This window comes from Chloroflexota bacterium (assembly GCA_011322445.1).
Taxonomy (GTDB): domain Bacteria; phylum Chloroflexota; class Anaerolineae; order Anaerolineales; family DRMV01; genus DRMV01.
This window is the reverse complement of sequence record DRMV01000005.1, coordinates 1-20045: the sequence shown is the minus strand read 5'-3', so window position 1 is coordinate 20045 and position 20045 is coordinate 1. Positions and strand designations below refer to the sequence as shown.

General features: G+C 64.1%; 23 protein-coding genes. 13 read left to right on the top strand and 10 right to left on the bottom strand.

Annotated features, from left to right (window positions below; genetic code table 11):
- The 7 genes from ENJ54_00385 to ENJ54_00355 all read right to left on the bottom strand — a co-directional run.
- Window positions 1-797: lamin tail domain-containing protein (locus tag ENJ54_00385; GenBank protein ID HFC08306.1), on the bottom strand; the 797-nt coding region annotated here is incomplete at its 3' end.
- Window positions 798-830: 33 nt separating this feature from the next.
- Entirely contained in the window at window positions 831-1142 is a 312-nt protein-coding gene (locus ENJ54_00380) for a stage V sporulation protein S (protein ID HFC08305.1), read from the bottom strand.
- Window positions 1143-1231: 89 nt separating this feature from the next.
- Window positions 1232-2107 (bottom strand): hypothetical protein, encoded by an 876-nt coding sequence (locus ENJ54_00375; protein ID HFC08304.1) that lies wholly within the window; start codon window positions 2105-2107, stop codon window positions 1232-1234.
- 31 nt (window positions 2108-2138) lie between these two features.
- Entirely contained in the window at window positions 2139-2441 is a 303-nt protein-coding gene (locus tag ENJ54_00370; GenBank protein ID HFC08303.1) for an acylphosphatase, read from the bottom strand.
- Between the two features lie 44 nt (window positions 2442-2485).
- On the bottom strand, window positions 2486-3682 hold the full coding sequence (locus ENJ54_00365) for a hypothetical protein (GenBank protein ID HFC08302.1): 1197 nt from the start codon (window positions 3680-3682) through the stop codon (window positions 2486-2488).
- A 3-nt stretch (window positions 3683-3685) separates the two neighbouring features.
- The gene (locus ENJ54_00360; protein ID HFC08301.1) at window positions 3686-4738 is read right to left on the bottom strand and encodes a hypothetical protein; all 1053 of its coding nucleotides are present in this window, start codon (window positions 4736-4738) and stop codon (window positions 3686-3688) included.
- 36 nt (window positions 4739-4774) lie between these two features.
- On the bottom strand, window positions 4775-5836 hold the full coding sequence (locus ENJ54_00355; protein HFC08300.1) for an RIP metalloprotease: 1062 nt from the start codon (window positions 5834-5836) through the stop codon (window positions 4775-4777).
- Window positions 5837-5915: 79 nt separating this feature from the next.
- On the opposite strand from ENJ54_00355, the gene ENJ54_00350 reads away from it, so the two are divergent.
- The 13 genes from ENJ54_00350 (at window position 5916) to ENJ54_00290 (ending at window position 18420) form a co-directional block, all read left to right on the top strand.
- Window positions 5916-6434: a DUF402 domain-containing protein gene (locus ENJ54_00350; GenBank protein ID HFC08299.1), complete on the top strand. Its 519-nt coding sequence runs from the start codon at window positions 5916-5918 to the stop codon at window positions 6432-6434.
- A 17-nt stretch (window positions 6435-6451) separates the two neighbouring features.
- A complete protein-coding gene (locus tag ENJ54_00345; protein HFC08298.1) occupies window positions 6452-7297 on the top strand; it encodes an N-acetylmuramoyl-L-alanine amidase in 846 nt (281 codons plus the stop codon).
- Window positions 7298-7905: 608 nt separating this feature from the next.
- Window positions 7906-8301: a murein L,D-transpeptidase gene (locus tag ENJ54_00340; protein ID HFC08297.1), complete on the top strand. Its 396-nt coding sequence runs from the start codon at window positions 7906-7908 to the stop codon at window positions 8299-8301.
- A 66-nt stretch (window positions 8302-8367) separates the two neighbouring features.
- On the top strand, window positions 8368-9411 hold the full coding sequence (locus tag ENJ54_00335) for a murein L,D-transpeptidase (protein HFC08296.1): 1044 nt from the start codon (window positions 8368-8370) through the stop codon (window positions 9409-9411).
- Complete coding sequence (locus tag ENJ54_00330) at window positions 9408-9830, top strand: hypothetical protein (protein HFC08295.1); 423 nt, start codon at window positions 9408-9410, stop codon at window positions 9828-9830. The genes ENJ54_00335 and ENJ54_00330 overlap by 4 nt, the downstream gene beginning before the upstream one ends.
- A 47-nt stretch (window positions 9831-9877) precedes the next feature.
- Complete coding sequence (gene trmD / locus ENJ54_00325) at window positions 9878-10627, top strand: tRNA (guanosine(37)-N1)-methyltransferase TrmD (protein ID HFC08294.1); 750 nt, start codon at window positions 9878-9880, stop codon at window positions 10625-10627.
- Window positions 10628-10793: 166 nt separating this feature from the next.
- Window positions 10794-12149: a DUF4147 domain-containing protein gene (locus ENJ54_00320; protein ID HFC08293.1), complete on the top strand. Its 1356-nt coding sequence runs from the start codon at window positions 10794-10796 to the stop codon at window positions 12147-12149.
- Between the two features lie 30 nt (window positions 12150-12179).
- The gene (gene ruvB, locus ENJ54_00315) at window positions 12180-13199 is read left to right on the top strand and encodes a Holliday junction branch migration DNA helicase RuvB (protein ID HFC08292.1); all 1020 of its coding nucleotides are present in this window, start codon (window positions 12180-12182) and stop codon (window positions 13197-13199) included.
- Window positions 13200-13250: 51 nt separating this feature from the next.
- Window positions 13251-13475: a DUF2905 domain-containing protein gene (locus tag ENJ54_00310; protein HFC08291.1), complete on the top strand. Its 225-nt coding sequence runs from the start codon at window positions 13251-13253 to the stop codon at window positions 13473-13475.
- A gap of 21 nt (window positions 13476-13496) precedes the next feature.
- The gene (locus tag ENJ54_00305; protein ID HFC08290.1) at window positions 13497-15377 is read left to right on the top strand and encodes a hypothetical protein; all 1881 of its coding nucleotides are present in this window, start codon (window positions 13497-13499) and stop codon (window positions 15375-15377) included.
- Between the two features lie 42 nt (window positions 15378-15419).
- Complete coding sequence (locus ENJ54_00300) at window positions 15420-16298, top strand: CPBP family intramembrane metalloprotease (protein ID HFC08289.1); 879 nt, start codon at window positions 15420-15422, stop codon at window positions 16296-16298.
- Complete coding sequence (locus ENJ54_00295; GenBank protein HFC08288.1) at window positions 16282-17205, top strand: hypothetical protein; 924 nt, start codon at window positions 16282-16284, stop codon at window positions 17203-17205. Before ENJ54_00300 ends, ENJ54_00295 begins: the two co-directional genes overlap by 17 nt.
- 180 nt (window positions 17206-17385) lie before the next feature.
- A complete protein-coding gene (locus ENJ54_00290) occupies window positions 17386-18420 on the top strand; it encodes a homoserine dehydrogenase (protein HFC08287.1) in 1035 nt (344 codons plus the stop codon).
- An 82-nt stretch (window positions 18421-18502) separates the two neighbouring features.
- Here ENJ54_00290 and rimM read toward each other — a convergent pair whose 3' ends face one another.
- From rimM to ENJ54_00275, 3 genes are read right to left on the bottom strand one after another with little or no spacing between them, the layout of a single operon-like run.
- Window positions 18503-19069 (bottom strand): 16S rRNA processing protein RimM, encoded by a 567-nt coding sequence (gene rimM / locus ENJ54_00285; GenBank protein ID HFC08286.1) that lies wholly within the window; start codon window positions 19067-19069, stop codon window positions 18503-18505.
- Window positions 19066-19302 carry a KH domain-containing protein gene (locus tag ENJ54_00280; protein HFC08285.1) on the bottom strand — a complete coding sequence of 79 codons (237 nt, stop codon included), beginning with the start codon at window positions 19300-19302 and terminating at the stop codon, window positions 19066-19068. The genes rimM and ENJ54_00280 overlap by 4 nt, the downstream gene beginning before the upstream one ends.
- Window positions 19303-19355: 53 nt before the next feature.
- Window positions 19356-19730, bottom strand: coding sequence for a 30S ribosomal protein S16 (locus ENJ54_00275; protein ID HFC08284.1), 375 nt, complete (start codon window positions 19728-19730; stop codon window positions 19356-19358).
- Window positions 19731-20045 lie beyond the last annotated feature (315 nt).

Here is a 20045-nt window from a genome sequence, read left to right as displayed (position 1 = left end):
GTGGGCGTTGGGGAAGGTGTCGGCGTGGGGAAATTGACCGAGTTGGTCCATTTGGCAGTGCCGCGCAGGGGGTTGCCGTGGGCATCGTGGCCGTGGGTGAGGAAGCCGGTGTTGGTGCCCCAGGCGGCGTCGCTGTCGGGCGCCAGGCCGATGCGTTCCATGGTGGCGCGGGAAGCCGCGTTGCCGGCAGGCCACGCGCCGCCGTCCGCGTTGGCAGTGTCGATGATGGCCCCAGAAGGGTCGGTGAGGGTCAGGCTTTCGCCGCCGTTTTCCAGCGCGCCGGTGTAGATCTGGTCGGCGGGGATGTCGGCGACGGTGGAATCGTCGGTGCGTTCCAGGAGGTAGAAGCCGTGGGCGGGGATGGTGCCGTGCAGCACGATGTGGGGCGTGCCATCGGCGGCGGTGAGGTGCCAGCCGTCGAGGTCGATGGCGTGGTCGGTGGCGTTGTAGAGTTCAATCCACTCGTCGTTGGCCGAGGCTGCCGTGCCTGCCCAGGCAATTTCGCTGATGAGCACCGCGCGCACAGCGTGAGGCGTGGGCGTGGGTGAAGCGGTGGAGGTCGGTCTGGTTGTCGGTGTCGGTGTTGGCGTTGGTGTTGGCGTCGAAGTGGCTGTGGCGGTGAGGGCGAGGGTGGGCGTGGGGCTGGGAGAGGTCGTGGTGAGGGTGGGTGTCTCCCCGGTCGCTGCTGCGGCGGTGGCCGAAAACGCAAAAGCCCGCGGCGCGCTCATCATGACCCACATGCTGAGCAACGCCACGGGCAACATCATCACCCATTGGGTTTTTCGGCTTCCCCCCATGTCGTGCGGCCTTCCTTTCGTGCTGAGGTGGAGCTATGCTTCTGCTGGTGCTTCGGGCGTGGCTTCGCTTTCGGCGGCAGATTCCTCGCACGCCAACACCACGAATTTGATGGCCGTGCGCACCTTCTCGTCGATTTCCACGTCGGTGAATTTGGGAACGAAAACCACGTGGTAACCGTCTTCGGCCAGGTAACTGCGGGCGAGGATGAGCGCCTTGACAGCTTGGTTGACTGCGCCCGCACCGATCGCCTGGACTTCCGCCCGTTGGTGCTCGCGGAACACCCCGGCAATCGCCCCGGCCACAGCCGAAGTTCGCGATGTGCCTGATACTTTGATGACTTCCATGGCAGTCTCTCCTTGAAGTTCCGTGTGCGGCTTCGCGAATGCTGCTTTTATTGTAGAGGATTTCGGGAGAAAATCAAGAGGGAACTGCTTCAAGAAGCCTTCCACGACCATTCGCTGCCTGGCGGAAAGGGTGTTTCGCCGCGGGGGAAGCCAAACCCCGCTGCCCCCGGGTGTCCCCCGCCCCCAAATTTGCGGGCGATGGCCGAGACGTCGACCTGGTCGGAGTAAAGGGTGACGAAGGTGTAAAGCTGGCCGTTGTGCCAGGCATCGCTGTAACAGTACCCCAGGGTGTAACCCTGCTGGCGGATGTATTCGCCCATTTCGCCTGTGCCGCGGGCGTTCACTGCTAAAGTGCGGTGCCCTTCAAAGACGACTTCGAAGCCTTTGTTGTCTACCGTGCGGCGGGTTTCCCGCAGGCGAGCGGTGTGAAGAATTTCGCCGCGGGTGAGCAGGCGTTGCAGTGCTGCGGGGTTGTCGTCGAGCAGGGGCTGCCAGAGTGCATCGTTGCAGGGTGAGGTGTCTTCTTCGGCATACAGGCCGGCGTTGAATGCGCCGGTGTCGGCTTCGGCCCATCGCCAGATGTCGCGGTCGCCGATGAGCACGATAGCCCGGGGCACCGGCTGCTGGGGGAAGAAGAAGCGCCACGTGAGCACGCACGCGGCTTCGGCGGTGTCGCGAATGCCCGGCCAGCCGCGCTCGGCGGCCTCGGCGGCCAGGGCTTCCAGCGAGGTTTTGTGGTGGTCAATCCAGATGAATTCCCGGCCCTCGGCCAGGCGGCGCATGGTTTCGGGCGGCAGGGAAAAATCAACCACCACCACGCGCTCGGCTTCGGCCACGGCTTCCCACGGCACAGGCTCGCCGTAGTTCATCTCGTAGCATGTGGTTTCAGGGCCGTAAAAGCGCCGCACAATGGCTGCAGAAGCACGGCCGTCGGCGTCGTTGTGGTGCAGGCAAAGGGTGCTCATGGTTTCCTCGGGGTAGGGGGTAGGGCGGCTCTCAGACGGTGCCGCGCACCCGGAAAGCGCCTTCTTCGCCCTGGGGCGGCTCCCAGGTGACTTCCACATCGGTCACGTAGGCCATGGCAGGGCCACGGTGCAGGGCTTTGAGGAAGGCTTCCAGGGTGGTTTTGTGACCCTCGGCGACGACTTCGACCGAGCCGCCAATGCGATTGCGCACCCAGCCGCGTACCCCCAGGCGGCGGGCGGTTTGCAGGGCATAGTTGCGGAAGCCCACGCCTTGCACGCGGCCACGGACGAAGGCGTGAAAACGGGCCTGGAATTCGGTGGTTTCCGTGGACATGGCATCCTCCGCAGGTGAGGGGTGTGCACCTTACCGCCCGGCGGCTATGGCCGGTTTTTGCGCCCCATCCACGCGCCGGCCAGCAGGGAAGCCCCGACCACGCCGAGCAGCAGCAGCCACGGCAGCAGGCGGGTGAGCGCGTCGCTTAGGGGGCTGTGGGGCGAAATGCTGCGCTGCCAGTCGCGCATCAGCAGGGGCAGTGGTTCGCCCAATACCTGCACCACGCCTTCCTGGCAGCCCACGCCCTGGGCATAGGTCAGCACTAAAGCATGCATGGTTGCCCGGCCATAGCGCTTGAGCAGGTATTGCGTGAACGAGGCCGATTCGGCATAGGCCAGCAAGGCGCCCGAAGCGTCGTTGGGAAAGTAAGCACACAGGTCGCTCAGCGGCAGCCAGTCGCCGGTTTGGGCGGCATGTTCCAGAGCCGCGGCGTAGTCGGGGTTGGGGGTCAGTTCGGTGACCGAAGCCAGCCCTTCGTTGAGCCACACCGGCAGGTTGTGATACCCTACATCGCCGGCAAGGTGATAGAGCAGATAGTGTGCCAGTTCATGGGGCACCAGTCGGCGGATCTCGGCTTCCTGCTGGGGGCCGGGCGGCAGTGCCACATAAAGCGCCCCCAGCCGGGGGGAAGCATGGCCCGCAGCCCAGCTTTCCAGGCCCAGGGCGCTTTGCAGCGCCTGGGGGTCGGCGTAGGCGTAGATGGCGACGCTTTCCGGGGTGGGGGCGTTCCAAAGCGCCTGCGCCTGGCTGAGCCCTGCCGCGGCCGCGTCGGCAATTTGGCGGGCAAAACCAGCATCGCCGCGATACCAGAAGACGTGGAAAGGCGGTGCTTCCATCGTCTGCCAGTGGAAGCGTGTGTCGGTGAGCACGAAGGTGAAAGAGGGGGAAGTGTAGGTTGTGCCGTCAGCGAGCGTGAGCCGGAACCAATAGTAAAGGGTGATGAAAGCCGGGAAAGGGGCTTCCTGAAGGTTGTGGGCAAAGAAGGCCGTGCCGTCCGGCTCAAGGGTCATTTCGCCGAAAAACGTCTTGGCCTGTTGCCAGGCCGGGCGGTAAAAGATTACCGCTTTTGTAACTTTGTCGGGGGGAGTAAACCGCGCCTGAAAGAGAATTTGCTCGCCGAAGGTGTAATGCACCTCGGGCAGCACTTCCACCGGTGCAGAGGCTGCTGCCGCGGGCGCGGGTTTCCCCACCCCCAACCAGAGGAATGCCACACCCGCCAGGCACCACCCCCACCATTTCACAGGCTATGCCTCCTCTTCATCGTCCCCGAAGAGGTCGAGCAGTTCGTCGAGGTCGTCGGTGTGAATCATGTCTTCCAGGTCTTCAGGGCTGAGGTCCATCATCAGAAGTTCTTCCATCCCGTCGGTGAAGGCGAGGTTGCTGAGGGCTTCTTCCAGTGCGGCGGTTTCCTCATCGTCGGCGGCGTTTTCCAGCGCGGCTTCCAGCGCCGCGGCGATGTCTTCGCCCCCGCCAATTTCGGAAAGCGCCCAGGCAGCCATCATGCGGACGTCGGCATCGACGTCTTCCAGCAACTCTACCAGGTCGTCGCGCGCTTCTTTGAGAAGCAACTCGCCCGCGGCCCGCGCGGCTTCGGCGCGCAGGCGAGGGTTGGTGTTGTGAAGGTATGAAAGCACTTTCTCGCCCCACTGCTCTTGTCCGCTGCGTCCGGCGGCGAAGAGCGCGCTGGCCTGCCATGCCTCGGAGGGGCTGGCGAAGGCGTCTTCGATCCAGGGGGCCATATCCAGGTTGAGGGAGTAGCCGAGCACTTCCAGCGCCTGGCGGCGCACCAGTTCGTCTTCCGATTCGTCTTTCAGGAAGCCCATGAGCGTGGTTTCGATATCGTGGGTGTAGTTCCAGGGCAGTTCTTCCAGGGCGGCAAAATACATGAAGCCGCCCAATGCCCCCACGGCGTTGGCGCGCACTTCCACGTCGGGGTCGTGCTTGGCCAGTTCCAGCAGGCGGGGAATGATGGTGAGGTCGTCTTCCAGCCACAGCAGGCGGATGCCGCCGAAGCGCACGGCAGCGTCGGCGTCTTCGAGGGCAATCAGTCCCACTTCTTTGAACGCGGCCGTCAGGTCGGTATCGGTGATGACTTCCAGGTCTTCCACCAGGCCCCGGCGGCGTTGCAGGGGCACTTTAGGCCAGACTTCCGCCAGCCGCGCCGCGTCTTCCGGTGGGAGGTCGCCCAGGTGGTAAAGGTATTGGGGCGGGAAAGGCTGGCTTTCATCGGTGAGCGCTCGCAACACTTCCTCAAAATCGGGAACAGGGTAGGCTGTATCCATATCGCTTTTCTCCATTTCGGGCAAAGGGGCCAGAAACCACCGCTTCCGGGGCTAAGGCAACCATTCTCGCAGATTGATGAGTAGGAGCAGCCCCAAGAGTGCCACGAAACCGACAAAGTTGATCGCGTTGACCACCGAAACAGGAATGCGCCGTCGCGAGACGAGTTCAACCAGGGCAATGACGATGCGCCCGCCATCCAATGCAGGCAGCGGGAGCAGGTTGAACACCCCTAACGAGACGGTTACGATGATGAAGAAGACGATGGTGTTGACGGGGAAGGCATCCTTGGGGGCTTCTTGCGCGGCTTGCACGTCGGCAGCGCGAAACTGGCGATACATTTCGTACATGCCCTTGTAGCCCAGCAGGCGGGCGTTGGTGGGGTGGCTGCGTTGCAAGAGGGTAATCGGGTAGCGCGCGACTTGCACCACGTCGTCGGCTGTGGCTTTGATGCCCCATCCTATGGTCTCAAAGAGGGAAGCCTGCCGCAGTGGGTGCGCCATCAGAATGCCGATCGCGCCGTCGGGCGGCGGGGGATTGCGCGGGGTCAGGGTGACGGTGATTTCCTGCCCATCGCGCTCCACCGTCAGGCGAATGGGCTCGCCTAAGTGGGCGTAGATGGCGTCGTGCAGGTCAGCGGGCCCGGTCACGCGCGCCCCATCGACGGCCACGATGATGTCGCCCGGTTGCAGCCCCGCTTCGGCGGCGGGCGAGTTGGGCGCGGTGTCAACGATGGCGACCTTGTCGAGTTGGGGCACCCCCTGGTGAGCGAAGATAATGATGTAGAGCACCACCGCGATCAAAATGTTCATCAGAGGCCCAGCCACGGCGACCACCAGTTGCCGCCCGGGGGGCGCGGCGGTCAGCGCGTCGACCGGTTGCTCGCCGTCGCTGCCATCGCTGATCATTTTGGGGCGCACGAAGCCCCCCAGTGGGATGGCGTTGAGGGTGTAACGGGTGCCGCCCGCGGTAAACAGGGTGGCAATCCGCGGCGGAAAGCCGATGCCGAATTCCTCGATGGGAATGCCGACCAGCCGCGCTGCAATGAAGTGGCCGAGTTCGTGAAGCAAAATCATCAACGCTAAGGCCGCGATGAAAATCAAAAGGGTCGTCATAAGATGCGTGCCTCCTTCGTGGGGGTGATTATATCGCACCTTGCAGAGGAAGGCACGGCAGAGGCATTACAATTGGGGTATGGACGCCCCTTCCTTTTCGCTCTCACCGCGGCGCTCCTTGTGTGCCCGGTTGTCCGGGCCGCCCGGGCTGTGGGTGCGCAAGATGGATGCGGCCGGCTGTGAAGTGTACCGTTACCCGGCATGGGTGCTGTGGCGCGGTGCACATAGCCTGACCGTGGCCGCGGTGTTCCGCATGGGCCCGATGGTGGTCGGCGGTTTGTGGCTGGCCCCCGGCGATTGTTTTGTCGAGACCTATTACGCCAATCGCTGGTACAATATTTTCGCGGTGTATGCTCGCGAAAACGGCCGCCTGCGTGGCTGGTATGTCAACATCGGCGAGCCGTTGGAAGTCAGCCCCGATGGGGTGGCTTACCGTGACTTGGCGCTGGATCTGGTCGTGTTGCCGAACGGTCGCCAGGTGGTGCTGGACGCCGACGAGTTTGTGGCGCTTCCCCTGCCCGCGGCGGAAAGCCGCCAGGCCGAGGCGGCCCTGGCCGCGGCACAACGCCGCTTTCGCCGCTGCTGGCAGTTGGCATAATTGGTGCACAACCGGAAATGCCGGGCGCGGTGCAGCGGTGTGTCCGGCCAACCGACGATAGCACGCTCAGGAAATCTATGCCTTCTCGTTCTGCTTCTTCCCATGCCCGCGAGCGCGAAAGCGCGTTGAGCCTTTTTTTGCGCGGCCTGTTCTGGTCGGCGCTGATTGCGCTGGTGCTGGTCTCGTGGGGGCCTAACGAAGTGCCAACGTTCTCGCTGCGCGGGCTGTTCAGCACCGGGGAAAGCGGGGGACACACGGTGGTGTTGCTCCCCACGCCCACCGTGCCGCCGGCGGCGCGAATTGGCATCATTTCCGGCCATTGGAAGAGCGACGCCGGCGCAACCTGCCCCGATGGCCTGACCGAAGAAGAAGTCAACCACGCGATTGCGCTGCGGGTGGTGGCCGATTTGCAGCGCGCCGGCTATCGTGTGGATTTGCTGGCCGAGTTTGACCCCCGTCTGAAGCACTACCAGGCTGCTGCGCTGGTCTCCATTCATGCCGACGTCTGTACCCCTCGCCCTGATTGGACGGGATTCAAAACCGCCCCCGCTACCGGCATTCAAGACCCGGCGCAATTGCAAAATTCGCGGCATCTCAAGGCCTGCATCGACGCCCGCTATGCCGCCGTGACCCACTTGCCTTACCATCCTACCAGCGTCAGCCGTCACATGACGCAATACCATGCTTTCCGGGAAATTGCCCCCACCACCCCCGCGGTCATCATTGAAACCGGGTTCCTGGGCATGGACCGCAACCTGTTGGTGAACCATCCCGACGAAGTGGCGCGCGGCATCGCCGATGGCATTCTTTGCTACCTGCGGAATGAGCCGGTGCAAGCGCCTACGCCTACCGGAACGCCATGAGTACACCTTCGCCCCAGGCCCGTTTGCTGTTGCAAAAGGCCGTGCGTGCGATGCGCCGCGGTCAACAGCGAGAGGCGCGCCGTCTGGCCGCGCAGGCCGCGGCTCTGGCCCCCGACTGGGAAGACCCGTGGCTGGTGCTGGCAGGGCTGGCGCAATCGCCGCGTGCGAGCATTGGTTATCTGGAGCGGGCGCTGGAAATCAACCCCCGCAGTCGCCGTGCCCGCAAAGGGATGGCGTGGGCTGCGCGGCGTTTGCGGGAACGCCCTACCCCCGCGGTGACGGTGTCTGCTCCGCCTGCCGAGGCTTACGCCCGGCGGCGGGTTGGCTGGCTGCCCGTGGCGGCGGTGGTGGTGCTTTTGTTGGCTGTGTGGGCCTTCGCGGCCGGCTTCCCCGCGCGGGCGATGGATCTGGCCCGACCTCAACCCCGCGCCAATGCCCTTGCCAAACCCACCATTACCCCCACGCCGACCAACACCCCCACCCCGACGCCAACTCCCACCGCTACTCCCACGCCGACGGCCACGCCCATCCCATCGCCGACACCCCGCCCCACTGCAACGCGACGACCGCCTCCGCCCCCGCCACCGCCGCCATCCCCGCCGGTGTTGCTGCCTTCTGGCGCCCGCGGGCTTCCGCCGGGTGTGGGGCCGCACGACAAGTGGATCGACGTCAACCTCTCGCGCCAGCGGCTGTATGCCTACGTTGGCACGCAACTCATCCGGCAATTCGTGGTTTCTACGGGCGTGGCGGCCTATCCTACTGTGACTGGCACCTATCACATCTATGTCAAGTATGTTTCCACCCTTATGACCGGGCCGGGTTATTACCTGCCGAACGTGCCCTATACGATGTATTTTTACCGTGGTTACGGCATTCACGGCACCTACTGGCACCACAACTTTGGGGTGCCGATGAGCCATGGCTGCGTGAACATGCGCACGCCAGATGCCCAATGGCTTTTCAACTGGGCGCCGCTGGGCACCACGGTGCACATTCACTATTGAGATATTCCTGTGTCAGGTGCTCCCCTGTCAAGTATTCCTGCGTTGTGGTAGCCGCTCATCCACATCATGCCTTTTGAAACCGATTCTTTTGACACTTTGCCTTCTCGCCTCGGCCGCCGTGACTTCCTGAAACTTGCCGGCCTGGGGCTTCTGGGCGCGGCGCTGCCGGTTTTTGGCTTGCGGAATGCCCCTGTGCCTACGGGCTTCCAGGGGCGCGTGGCCTTCGAGCGCACCGCGCTTTATGCGAAGCCCTCTTTTTCGTCCAAACGGCTTGCGGGGTTGTGGCGTGATGAGGGGTTTCCTATTGACGCCGTGGTGGTGGGGGATGACAAACCGGATTACAACCGCCTGTGGTATCACGTTCCGCGGCGGGGCTATGTGCATTCCGGCGGGGTGCAGCCGGTGCAGGTGCGATTGAACAAGCCACAGTCCATTCCCGATGGAGGGGCACTTGCCGAAGTGACCGTGCCTTACACCGATGGCTACGGCGAGCCAGCGCGCATCCGTGCGCCGCGCTATCGGCTGTATTATGCCACCACGCACTGGGTGGTGCGGTTGGTGCAGGGGCAGGATGGCGAGATGTGGTATCAGATCGAAGATGATAAGTGGAAGAATTTCTTCTACTACGCGCCGGCGCGGCATTTGCGGTTGGTACAGCCTGCCGATGTAGCCCCTTTGAGCCCTGAAGTGCCGCTTTCGGAAAAGTTGCTGCGGGTGAACCTGACGCGTCAGATTGTGACGGCTTATGAAGGCGGGCGGGCGGTGTTCGCGGCCAGGGCGGCCACCGGTATGGGCTATTACAGCACCCCTGTGGGGCGATTTTCGACCTACCACAAGCGGCCTTACCGCCACATGGCCGCGGGCAATCGCGCCGCGCCTGAATTTGACCTCCCCGGTGTGCCATGGGTGTGTTATATTACCGAGAGCGGCATTTCCTTCCACGGCACGTACTGGCACAACGATTTTGGCAAGCCGCGTTCCCACGGCTGCATCAACCTGAGCCCTACCGCCGCCCTGTGGGTGTATCGCTGGACGACGCCGGTCGTGCCCTTTGGCGAACAATACGCCTACAAGAAACGCTATGGGACGCCTGTGGAGGTTCACCGATGAAACGTCAGCCCCTTTTTGCCGGGTTAGTGGTGGACGAAGAGGATCGCGCGGTGGAAGTTGCCTACGTGGGCGACGAACCCTGCTATGTCGTTGATGATGCCGGTTTCCGCCGTCACATTCCTTCGGAAGTGGTCGATCGCCAGGTGCTGGAAGAGATGTTTGCCCTGGTCGAAGGCCACGAAGACGTGCTTTCCGAACAGGCGGCGCAGTTGTTGGGGCAGACCGATCCTTTCAGCAAAGCCGCGCTGGAAGTGCAGTTCAAGAACCTCGACCAGCATATCGACGAAGTGTTGCAGGCGGGCATTCCCGAGGAGCATCGTGCCTACATGGGCATGTTGGGCTTCCGCGTACGCATCGATGTCCACGGCGATGTGGTTGACATCCACTGGCCCGGCATGGAGCCGCCCGAGGATGAATAGGGCGGGTTGCCTTTGCACCCCCTGCTGCCTACGGAGCACCCTGGCTCATGCGCTTTGACGTTTTTACCCTCTTCCCCGAAGTTTTCGTGCCTTACATTGATGCCAGCATCATCGCGCGCGCCCGCGCCCGTGGCCTGGTGGATATTGCGTTGCACAACATTCGCGATTGGACGACCGACAGGCACCACGTGGTGGACGATGAGCCATATGGCGGCGGCGGCGGCATGGTGATGAAGCCGGAGCCTATTTTCGCGGCCGTCGAAGGTGTGCTGGGAAGCCCCCCTGCCTGCCCTGTGATTTTGCTAACCCCACAGGGCAGGCCGTTTACCCAAAGCGTGGCGCGGGAACTTGCCCAACAGCCGCACCTTGCCTTGCTGTGTGGCCGCTATGAGGGGGTAGATGAGCGAGTTCGCGAGCACCTCGTGACCGACGAAATTTCCATTGGCGATTACGTCCTCACTGGCGGCGAACTGGCCGCCCTGGTGGTGATGGACGCCGTCACCCGCCTGCTGCCCGGCGTGCTGGGTGACCCCGACGCCCCCGCGAAGGATTCCCATGCCCACGGCTTGCTGGAACACCCGCACTACACCCGCCCGCCGGTCTTCCGAGGCTGGGAAGTGCCGGAAGTGCTCCGTTCCGGCGACCACGCCCGCATTGCCCGCTGGCGGCGAGAGCAGTCGTTGCGCCGCACCTGGGAACGCCGCCCCGACCTGCTGGCGCACGCCGACCTGACCGACGAGGAGCGCACCCTCCTCGCCCGTTGGGAGGAGGAACGGCAGCGGCAAGGCACCCCATGACCCCACGACGGGCGACGGCGCTCGCGCTGGGGTTTTTCGTTTTTTGACTGGTGGTGCTTGCGGCCGGGGCTGTCTCTGCCTCCCCCCCGCTGGGCGGAAGCGCTGCTCAGAGGCAGGGGGCGAAGGGCGCGTGGGTTCTGCTCAGCGCACGGATGAGGAAAATGCCATGACCACACTCCCAGAGGCCTTACCGCTGCCTGAAAGCCTTCGACAGGTGCTGGCATCGGCGCTGGAAGCCGTTGACCCTTACCTGGCCGTGAAACGGGCGCTGGAATCGCCCGACCTGCCTACCCAGGCCCTGCTGGCCGCGCCGCGGGTAATTGTCCTCGCGCTGGGGAAGGCCGCTTTCCCGATGGCGCGCGCGGCGCGCGAGGTGTTGGGCGAGCGCATTGCCCGCGGGCTGGTGGTGACCAAGGCTGGCTATGCCCCCGGAGAATTGCCCGGCTTTAGCGTCCGCATTGGGGGGCACCCCGTGCCCAACGAAGGCAGCGTGCGCGCTGCCGCAGCGATGCTGGCTGCCCTGCGGGGCTTGCGCCTCGACGATGCCGTGCTACTGTTGATCTCCGGCGGAGGGTCTGCTCTGGCGACTGCGCCGCACCTGCCGCTGACGCTGGCCGATATGCAGCGCACGACTGAACTGTTGCTGGCTTCCGGCGCCACCATTCAGGAAATCAACGCTGTCCGCAAGCACCTCGACGCCGTCAAGGGGGGCGGGCTGGCGCGTGCTGCTGCACCGGCGCGGGTGGTCGCGTTGGTGCTTTCCGACGTCCTCGGCGACCCGCTGGATGCCATTGCCTCTGGCCCTGCCGTGCCCGACCCCACCACATTTGCTGATGCCTGGCGGGTGCTGGCGCGTCACGGCCTGACCGACCGGGTGCCCCCGGCTGTGCGGGAATGGCTGCAACGAGGGGTGCGGGGCGAAATCCCTGAAACGCCCAAGCCCGGCGACCCCTTGTTCGCGCGGGTGCACCACCGCATTGTGGGGAACCTTACGCTGGCGGTGGAGGCCGCGGCAGCAGAGGCGCGCCGACAGGGTTTCCACACAGCCATTGCCACCACCGCGTTGCAAGGCGAAGCCCGCGAAATCGGGCGCGGCCTGGCCGCCGTGCTGCAAGAAATGGCACGCCGCGACCGCCCGCTGCCCCGCCCGGCTTGCCTGCTGCTGGGGGGCGAAACCACCGTCACCCTGGGGGAGACGCACGGCCTTGGCGGGCGCAACCAGGAACTTGCCCTGGCTGCGGTGGAGGCTTTGGCCGGGCTGCCGGATGTGTGGCTGATTTCCTTCGCCACCGATGGCACCGATGGCCCCACTGACGCCGCGGGTGCTGCCGCTACGGGGGAAACCTTCGCCCGCGCGCGCGCCCTTGGCTTCGAGCCTGCCGACTTCCTTCGCCGCCATGATGCCTATGCTTTTTGGGAAGCCGTCGGCGGCCTGCTGCGCACCGGCCCGACGCAGACGAATGTGAACGATCTGGTTTTGCTGGTCACGATGCCCTCTGCGTCGCCGCAGGGTAGGGCGTAGCAAGTGGCGCATTCTGTTATAATCCTCACCATGACCGACGAGCGCCTCATCAGCCCCGAACCACAAGCCAGCGACCCGCGCGATTACGCCCTCCGTCCCCGGCGGTTGGACGACCTGATCGGCCAGGAGCAGATCAAAGAGAATCTGGCGATTTTGCTCGCCGCAGCCAAAAAGCGCGGTGAGCCGCTTGATCATGTCCTTTTTTACGGCCCGCCGGGGTTGGGCAAAACCACTTTAGCCCACATCCTTGCCAACGAAATGGGGGTAGATATCAAAGTCACCTCCGGCCCGGCCATCGAGCGCGCCGGCGACCTGGCTGCCATCCTCACCAACCTGCGCGCCGGTGACATTCTCTTTATCGACGAAGTGCATCGCCTCGGCCGGGCGGTGGAAGAGGTGCTTTACCCGGCGATGGAAGACTTTGCCCTGGATATTGTGATTGGCAAAGGCCCGGCGGCCCGCTCGGTGCGCCTGCGCCTGCCTCGTTTCACCGTGGTTGGGGCGACCACCCGCCTGGCGCTGGTCACTGCGCCGCTGCGGGCGCGCTTTGGCGCGGTTTACCGCCTCGATTATTATGACCAATCTGCGATGGAAACCATTGTCGCGCGTGCGGCCGAGGCGCTGGGGGTGGCGGCTTCCCCGGAGGGCATTGCCGAAATTGCCCGCCGGGCGCGCGGCACGCCCCGCATTGCCTTGCGGCTGCTGCGGCGGGTGCGCGATTACGCCCAGGTGCGCGGTAATGGCACCATCACCCTGCCGCTGGCGCAGGAAGCCCTCGACCTGCTCAACGTGGATTCCCTGGGACTGGACGACGTCGACCGCCAGGTGCTGCGTACCATCATCGAGAAATACCGCGGCGGGCCGGTGGGGCTGAATACGATCGCTGCTTCGGTCAGCGAGGCGGCCGATACTATCATGGAAGTTGTCGAGCCCTACCTGCTGCGGCTGGGCTTCCTGGAACGCACTGCTCAAGGGCGCGTGGCGACCCGCGCGGCCTATGAGCATTTAGGCATTCCTTACGACCGGGCTGAGCAGCCACCGCTGTTGTAAGCCCACGGTTGGGTTGTCTTCCCTGCCGCAAGCACAGATTGGAGGTGCCCGATGGCCTCTTTCGGACGGTGGTTGATGCTACTGGGCGGCCTGCTCTTCGTGCTGGGCGGGCTGCTGGTGTTGCTGGCTCGCTGGGGTGTGCCTTTGGGCCGCCTGCCGGGCGATTTCGTGTACCAGCGGGGTAATTTCACCTGCGTCGTGCCGCTGGCGACCTCTGTGCTGCTTTCTGTGCTTTTTACCTTGCTTCTCAATCTCCTTGCCCGCTGGCTGAAGTAGCCCGCGGCACCGGTTACGCTGATGCTATTTTCTCCTCTCCCTGAAACAACTTCATCCTTCTTGCCACTGCTGGTGGTGATCGCCCTGGCAGCCCTGGTGCCCCTTTTGCTGGGGCGTTTCCGCGGCCTGACGTTGCCCATTATGGTGGGCGAAATTCTGGGGGGCATGATCGTGGGCAAGAGCGGCCTGAACTGGGTGCCGCAACATGACCCCGCCCTGGAACTTTTGGCCGAGTTTGGTTTCGTTTTCCTGATGTTCCTGGCGGGCATGGAGGTGGACCTCACCAGTCTGGGCATGAACGCTGCGGTGCAAGACAAAGCCTCCCGCCGTGGCGACCATCCGCTGGTGCTGGCCGGGTTACACTTTCTCGCGACCCTTGCCCTGGCCGCGGCGGTGGCTTTCGTCATCTGGCGGATGGGCTTGACCAGCGATTTGCCCTTGATGGCGCTCATTCTCTCCACCACCTCGCTGGGGGTGGTCGTGCCGGTGCTGAAGGAAACCGGCCTCATCGGTGGCCGCTATGGTCAAACGCTACTCCTTTCGGCTCTGATTGCCGATTTCGTCACCATGTTGCTCATCACCGTGGAAGTCGCGGTGGTGGCGCACGGCCTGACGCTGGATATTCTGCTGATTACTGGCCTCTTTGTGGTGCTTTTCATCTTCTACCGCCTGGGAACGTGGGTGGTGCCTGTGCTCTCGCCGCTCATCGAAGAGATGAGCCATGCCACCGCGCAGGCCAAGATGCGGCTTTCGTTCTTCCTGATGTTCTTCTTCGTGGTCGTGGCCGAGTTCCTGGGTGTGGAAGTGATTTTGGGGGCCTTCCTGGCCGGGCTGTTGGTTGCCCTTTTGCTTGACCCGGACGACCACGCCCTGATGCACCAGTTAGAAGCCACCGGCTACGGCTTCTTCATCCCGATTTTCTTCATCATGGTGGGGGTGCGCTTCGATTTTGGGGTGGTGTTTGGATCGCTTCAGGCGATTGAGTTGGTGGGGTTCCTGCTGGTGGGGGCGGTGCTGGTCAAAGGTGTGCCGGCGTTGCTCTTCCGGCGGGTATTTTCGTGGCGGGAAAGCCTGGCGGCGGGCACGCTGCTCTCGGCGCGGCTTTCCCTCATCATCGCGGCTGCACAGATCGGCCAAGATTTGGGAATGCTTTCCGACACGGTGGTGATGGCCGTGATTTTGGTGGCGATGATCACCGTGACGGTGGCCCCCATTGCGTTCACTCGTCTGATGGGGGGGCAGAAAACCGCGACCGCGCGGAGGCCGATTGCGGTGGCGGGCGCGGGCACGGTGGGCATTCAGGTGGCCGAGACCCTGCGCGGGCATGGCGAAGAGGTGGTGCTGCTCGACCCGGATGCGACGCGTGTGGCGCGAGCGCGCTCGCGCGGCATCGAGACGCATCTGGCGGCGACCCCCGAGGCGCTGGAAGCCCACCTGGGCCGTAGCCGCGCCCTGGTGTGCGCCCACAGCGATGAGGATGAGGCCTTGAAAGTCTGCCAGGTGGCGCGCGGCACTTTGGGGATGGACCCGGTGATTGCCCTGGCCCCCGGCCCCACGGCCGCCAAGCGCCTGCGGGCGATGGGCGTGCGGGTGTATTCCCCGACGGTGCTGCTGGCGCACATGCTTACCTTGCTGGTGCGGAACCCCGATTTCGTGCACCTGCTCACGGCCACCGACGATACCCGCGATGTGTGCGAATGCTTCATCGAAAACCCCCGGCTGGCGGGGCGTCGCCTGCGCGATCTGCCGCTGCCGCCCGATGTGCTCGTGCTTTCCATCCGCCGCGGCGATGCTTTCATCATTCCCCACGGCAACACCCGCCTGGAACTCGGCGATCACATGACGTTGCTGGGCTCGTTGAACGGCTTAGAGGCGGCTATTCAGGAACTCAATTTGCAGTAAACGCGCCCCGCGCGGTGCTTTCCCCTCGAGACCGAGGCCGAGATGAAATTCTTGCAGCGTCTCTTCCTGACCCGCGAACACCCCCGTCGTCTGCGAACCGGCTGGCGGCTGGCGGTGCATAGCGGGGTGTTTGTGTTGTTGTGGGTGCTGTTGACGCCGTTGAGTGTGCTGGCGGCGCAGGCGGTGGGGGCGGCCATGCTCAGCGGGGTTTTTGCCGAGGCTGCTGCCATTACCCTTGCCACTTGGGCTGCCCGCCGCTGGCTCGACCGCCGCGCCTTTGTGGATTTGGGGCTACACCTCACCCGTCGCGCCTGGCAGGATTTTGGCGTTGGCACGGGCATCGCCGCCCTGACCCAAACCGTGCTGTTGGCACTGCTGGCGCTCACCGGCGCGGCAACGCCTCATTGGGCGGCTTCCTCGTGGGGCGATGTGGCGAGCGGCCTGGCCGAGGCGCTGGTGCTGTGGCTGTTGGTGGGCTGGAGCGAAGAACTTTGGGTGCGCGGTTACTGGTTGCAAAATTTGGCCGAAACCGCGGGGCTGAAATGGGGGGTGGCGATTTCCAGCGTGGTTTTTGCCCTCTTTCACCTGGCGAACCCGCATGTCAGCGTGTTGGCCGAGGTAGGGCTGGTGGCCGCAGGGCTGTTTCTGGCCTATGGCTACGTGCGCAGCGGGGCGCTTTGGCTGCCCCTGGGGCTGCATTTTGGTTGGAATCTTTTCGAGGGTACGGTGTATGGCTTCCCGGTCAGCGGCTTGGGCGGTTTTCATTTGCTCAGCACGCCTTTGCGGGGGCCGGTGTGGCTGACGGGCGGGGCCTTTGGGCCGGAGGCCAGCCTGACGGTGCTGGTGGTGCTGGCTTTTGGGGCCTGGCTCATCGCGCGTTACACAGCAGGACGGGGGGCGCGAGGTGGGATGGACGCTTGACGATGTGGTGAAAATGCCATGCCGCGAGGTGTGGCTGCAAGCCGGGTTACATGCGGCGCTGGAAGGTCAGGAACTCACACGCTTGAGCGGCCCGTGGGGGAAACGCTTGCGGCGGTTGGCCGCGGCCAAGGCTTTTTTGCTGGCGTTGGCGCAACATTTCCGGGAAAGCGGCAAGCCGGTGCGCGTGGCGGGGGCTGCCGCGGCGGCTCCTACGGTGGGGCGGCTGTGGCTGGGCGGACGCACCGTTTGGGCTGCGCCCACGTGGGTGGCCTCGCGGGAAACCATCCACACGCTGCGCCGCGGCGGCTTTGAGGAAGCCTGGGCGGTGGTGCCCTGGCCGTTACGGGAGGCCGCGGCGCCGCGTCGCGATGACTGGCTGGCGTTTGGGCTGGTGCTGGCCTTGGAAGCCTCCACCGCCTCCGAGGCTGCACGGGCCCGCGCGGCCGGTTTCCCCCTCTGGGTGCTGCATTGGATGCCTGAAAAATGGCGTGCCTTCCCCCGGGGCGCGAGCCTGACCCTGAAAGCCGAGCACGCTCTCACCCTGCACCTGCACGGCCGGGCTGCCGGCGCACCCACGCACCAAACGGTGGCGCTGGCGGCGGGGCAGCCCCAGCGGCTTGCCCTGACCTGGGAACAGCTGGTGGCGCTCAGCGCCGATGCCTGGCCGCGGGGACGCGTGGGGCTGACGCTGCCGGGGTGGCCGCCCCATGTGGTCATGCCGCGCCAATGGGAAAATGCCCGCCTTTACGGCCTGGAGGTCTGGCTGCTGGGCTTCCTGCAATGGGGAACGTTTTGGCGTCAGGCGCGTTATTTCCGCCGCGGTGAGCGCAGTTTCCCCCATGGCCCGCATTTTGCCCCCGCTTATGGCGTGCCCTGGCGGGCGTTGGAGCCTCCAAGAGCGGTATAATGGCGGTGTCACGATCCCTGGCGTGCCAACGGTGAGCCTTTTCGCTGGTTGGCCCTGAAAACCGCAGATTGCGCAGCCTGCCGAGAACCTGCGCCCATCTGCGGTTGACTTTATGGAACCTGAGTTGCGGATCGCCGTGCGGAGGTAGAGGGTCCGGAACTGAGGTGATGGAGGTTTGGTATGCGAACGTATCGCCTTGCTTTTCTCGGTTTTGGCAACGTGGGCCGGGCGCTGGCGCGGCTGTTGCTGGAAAAACGCGCTACCATGCGTGCCCGCTATGGGGTGGATTTTGTGGTCACCGGCATTGCTACCGGCCGCCACGGGCGGGTGATTGCCCCCGAAGGGGTGGATCTGGAAGCCGCGCTGGCGCGCGCCGAGGCGGGAGGCGCGCTGCGCGACCTGGGCACACAACCCGAACCGCCCGATGGCTTGCGCTTTGTGGAAACCGTGCCGGCCGACGTGCTATTCGAGAACACCCCTGTCAACTATGAAAACGGCGAGCCGGCGGTCAGCCATATTCGCCGGGCGCTCATGCGGGGGATGCACGTCGCCACGGCCAACAAAGGGCCGGTGGTACACGCTTACCACGACCTGACCGCGCTTGCCGCGCAACATGGCCGCCGCTTTTTCTTCGAATCGGCGGTGATGGATGGCATGCCGATTTTCTCGCTCTTTCGGGAAACCCTGCCGGCGGCCGAGGTGAAGGCGTTTCGCGGCATTTTGAATTCAACCACGAATCTCATCCTCACCCGCATGGAAACCCACCTCGAGTCGTTTGAAAAGGCGGTGGCCTATGCGCAGCGTATTGGCATTGCGGAAACCGACCCCAGCGGCGACGTCGATGGGTGGGATGCTGCCATCAAGGTGGCGGCGTTGGTCACGGTGTTGATGGGGGTGCCACTGAAGCCCCAGGAAGTCGCCCGGCGGGGCATTCGCAGCATTGCCTTGCGCGACGTGCAGGAAGCCGCGGCGCACGGCCAGCGGTGGAAACTGGTTTGTGAAGCCCGCCGGACGGGCGAAGGGGTGGAGGCTCGCGTCGCGCCGCAACTCGTGGATGCCGGTTCCCCCTTGTATGGCGTGATGGGCACATCGTCGATTGTGACTTTCGAGACCGATGTGTTGGGCGCGCTCTCGCTGCGGGAAGACGACCCCGGCCCCCACACCACGGCTTACGGCCTGCTGGCCGATTTTCTCAACGCGGTCAGGGAGGAATAGGCAGGGCGTCGCGTCGTCAGATCGTCGCGTAGTCAGGTGGTCGCGTCGTCAGATTGTCGGGTAGTCGGGTGGTTGGGAGGGGCTAACGCAAGCCGGGCAAGAGGTGCACCCGCATGACCCCTGATTGCGGGTCGATTTCCAGCACCACCTCGTCGATGTCGGGGAGTAGCACTTCGTTGCCGCTCGCATCGGTAACCACAAAGACATCATTCGCACCGGTTTCCATGATTTCGGTCACCGTGCCCAGGTCTTCCCCTTCGTCGGTCACCACCTGCAGCCCCAAAATCTGATGGTAGTAGAACTCGCCTTCCTCCAAAGGGGGAAGGCTTTCTGCTGGCACGGTGACCAGCATGTTGCGCAGCAGCCCCACGCGGTCGCGATCGGGGTAGCCTTCGAAGGCCAGCAGCATGAAATCGCCCTGCCACCGCACGCTGACGATGCGTAGCGGCAGCCGGCGCGGGCCAACATATACGGTGGTGCCGGGTTGCAGTCGCTCGGGGAAGTCGGTGAGCACTTCCATCCGAATTTCGCCGCGCACACCGTGAGGGCGGCGCAACTTGCCCACGGCTAAATACAGCGGCTCATCCGAAGACGAGCCGCTGGGAGAGGGCAGGTGATAAGTGTAAGCCGGGCGGTTTTTTTTGCTCATTGGGGTTCCACAATATCCAGCGTAAAGTGCTTGCCTTCCTGGGCCGCGGCGACTTCCAGCAGCGCTCGCATGGCATTGGCCACGCGGCCATTTTTGCCGATGACGCGCCCCATATCTTCCTTGGCGACTTGCAGTTCCAGATGTACGGTTGCACCGCCGCGCACTTCGGCCACGTGCACCTGCGTGGGGTCGTTGACCAGTGAACGGGCGATGTATTCCACCAGCTCTTTCACAACGTTCCTCCGGAATTGGCAAAAATGCGGGCGACGTGCCCGCATTTTCTAAGTTACGCAGCCTGCTTTTGCGCGCCCTTCAGGGCAGCGTCTGAGGTTTTGGGGTTGGTGTTGAATTTTGCCAACGTCTCGGCCGATTCCTGCAACAGGGTTTCCACCGATTCACCCTTCTTGAACCGCTCGTAGCGGTCGTAGAAGCCCACCATGCGGAAAATTTTCTGCACGGCGTCACTGGGCTGCGCGCCTTTCATCATCCAGTCGTAAACACGGTCCTCTTTCAGGGTGACGGTGGGCGGGTCGGTACGGGGGTTGTAGAACCCGAGGATTTCCAGGAAGCGGCCATCGCGCTTGGCCTCTTTATCGGCGGCCACAATGCGGTAACTGGGCTGTTTGCGAGCGCCTACACGGCGTAAGCGAATGCGAACCATAGCGTTCGTCTCTCCTTGCGTTGGGATAGGTTTTTTTATCGGGGGCAAGCCCCACCGAAGGCAAAAAAGCGGCCTCAACGCGGGGGGAGAGGGATGACGCGGAAGGATGCGTCGCCGCCCGCAAGCCACGGACTTTCATTTTACCGCGTTTTTTTACAGAAGGGGGAGGGTTTTGGCGCTATGGGAGCACTCATAAGTTGTAGAATCAGGCAGCAAGGGGCCAGCCGGTGGTGGGAGACCAAGCATCGCTCAACCAGGCTGCTCGCGCTTTGGCGGTCATTTCAGCCCCGTATGGCGTCCATCGAGCACCGGCTC

Coding starts and splice junctions, on each gene's coding strand:
- ENJ54_00350 (HFC08299.1), top strand. CDS start 5,916: ATGGACGCCCCTTCCTTTTCGCTCTCACCGCGGCGCTCCTTGTGTGCC.
- ruvB (HFC08292.1), top strand. CDS start 12,180: ATGACCGACGAGCGCCTCATCAGCCCCGAACCACAAGCCAGCGACCCG.
- trmD (HFC08294.1), top strand. CDS start 9,878: ATGCGCTTTGACGTTTTTACCCTCTTCCCCGAAGTTTTCGTGCCTTAC.
- rimM (HFC08286.1), bottom strand. CDS start 19,069: ATGAGCAAAAAAAACCGCCCGGCTTACACTTATCACCTGCCCTCTCCC.
- ENJ54_00330 (HFC08295.1), top strand. CDS start 9,408: ATGAAACGTCAGCCCCTTTTTGCCGGGTTAGTGGTGGACGAAGAGGAT.
- ENJ54_00370 (HFC08303.1), bottom strand. CDS start 2,441: ATGTCCACGGAAACCACCGAATTCCAGGCCCGTTTTCACGCCTTCGTC.
- ENJ54_00310 (HFC08291.1), top strand. CDS start 13,251: ATGGCCTCTTTCGGACGGTGGTTGATGCTACTGGGCGGCCTGCTCTTC.
- ENJ54_00380 (HFC08305.1), bottom strand. CDS start 1,142: ATGGAAGTCATCAAAGTATCAGGCACATCGCGAACTTCGGCTGTGGCC.
- ENJ54_00320 (HFC08293.1), top strand. CDS start 10,794: ATGACCACACTCCCAGAGGCCTTACCGCTGCCTGAAAGCCTTCGACAG.
- ENJ54_00345 (HFC08298.1), top strand. CDS start 6,452: ATGCCGGGCGCGGTGCAGCGGTGTGTCCGGCCAACCGACGATAGCACG.
- ENJ54_00300 (HFC08289.1), top strand. CDS start 15,420: ATGAAATTCTTGCAGCGTCTCTTCCTGACCCGCGAACACCCCCGTCGT.
- ENJ54_00305 (HFC08290.1), top strand. CDS start 13,497: ATGCTATTTTCTCCTCTCCCTGAAACAACTTCATCCTTCTTGCCACTG.
- ENJ54_00375 (HFC08304.1), bottom strand. CDS start 2,107: ATGAGCACCCTTTGCCTGCACCACAACGACGCCGACGGCCGTGCTTCT.
- ENJ54_00335 (HFC08296.1), top strand. CDS start 8,368: ATGCCTTTTGAAACCGATTCTTTTGACACTTTGCCTTCTCGCCTCGGC.
- ENJ54_00290 (HFC08287.1), top strand. CDS start 17,386: ATGCGAACGTATCGCCTTGCTTTTCTCGGTTTTGGCAACGTGGGCCGG.
- ENJ54_00275 (HFC08284.1), bottom strand. CDS start 19,730: ATGGTTCGCATTCGCTTACGCCGTGTAGGCGCTCGCAAACAGCCCAGT.
- ENJ54_00355 (HFC08300.1), bottom strand. CDS start 5,836: ATGACGACCCTTTTGATTTTCATCGCGGCCTTAGCGTTGATGATTTTG.
- ENJ54_00360 (HFC08301.1), bottom strand. CDS start 4,738: ATGGAGAAAAGCGATATGGATACAGCCTACCCTGTTCCCGATTTTGAG.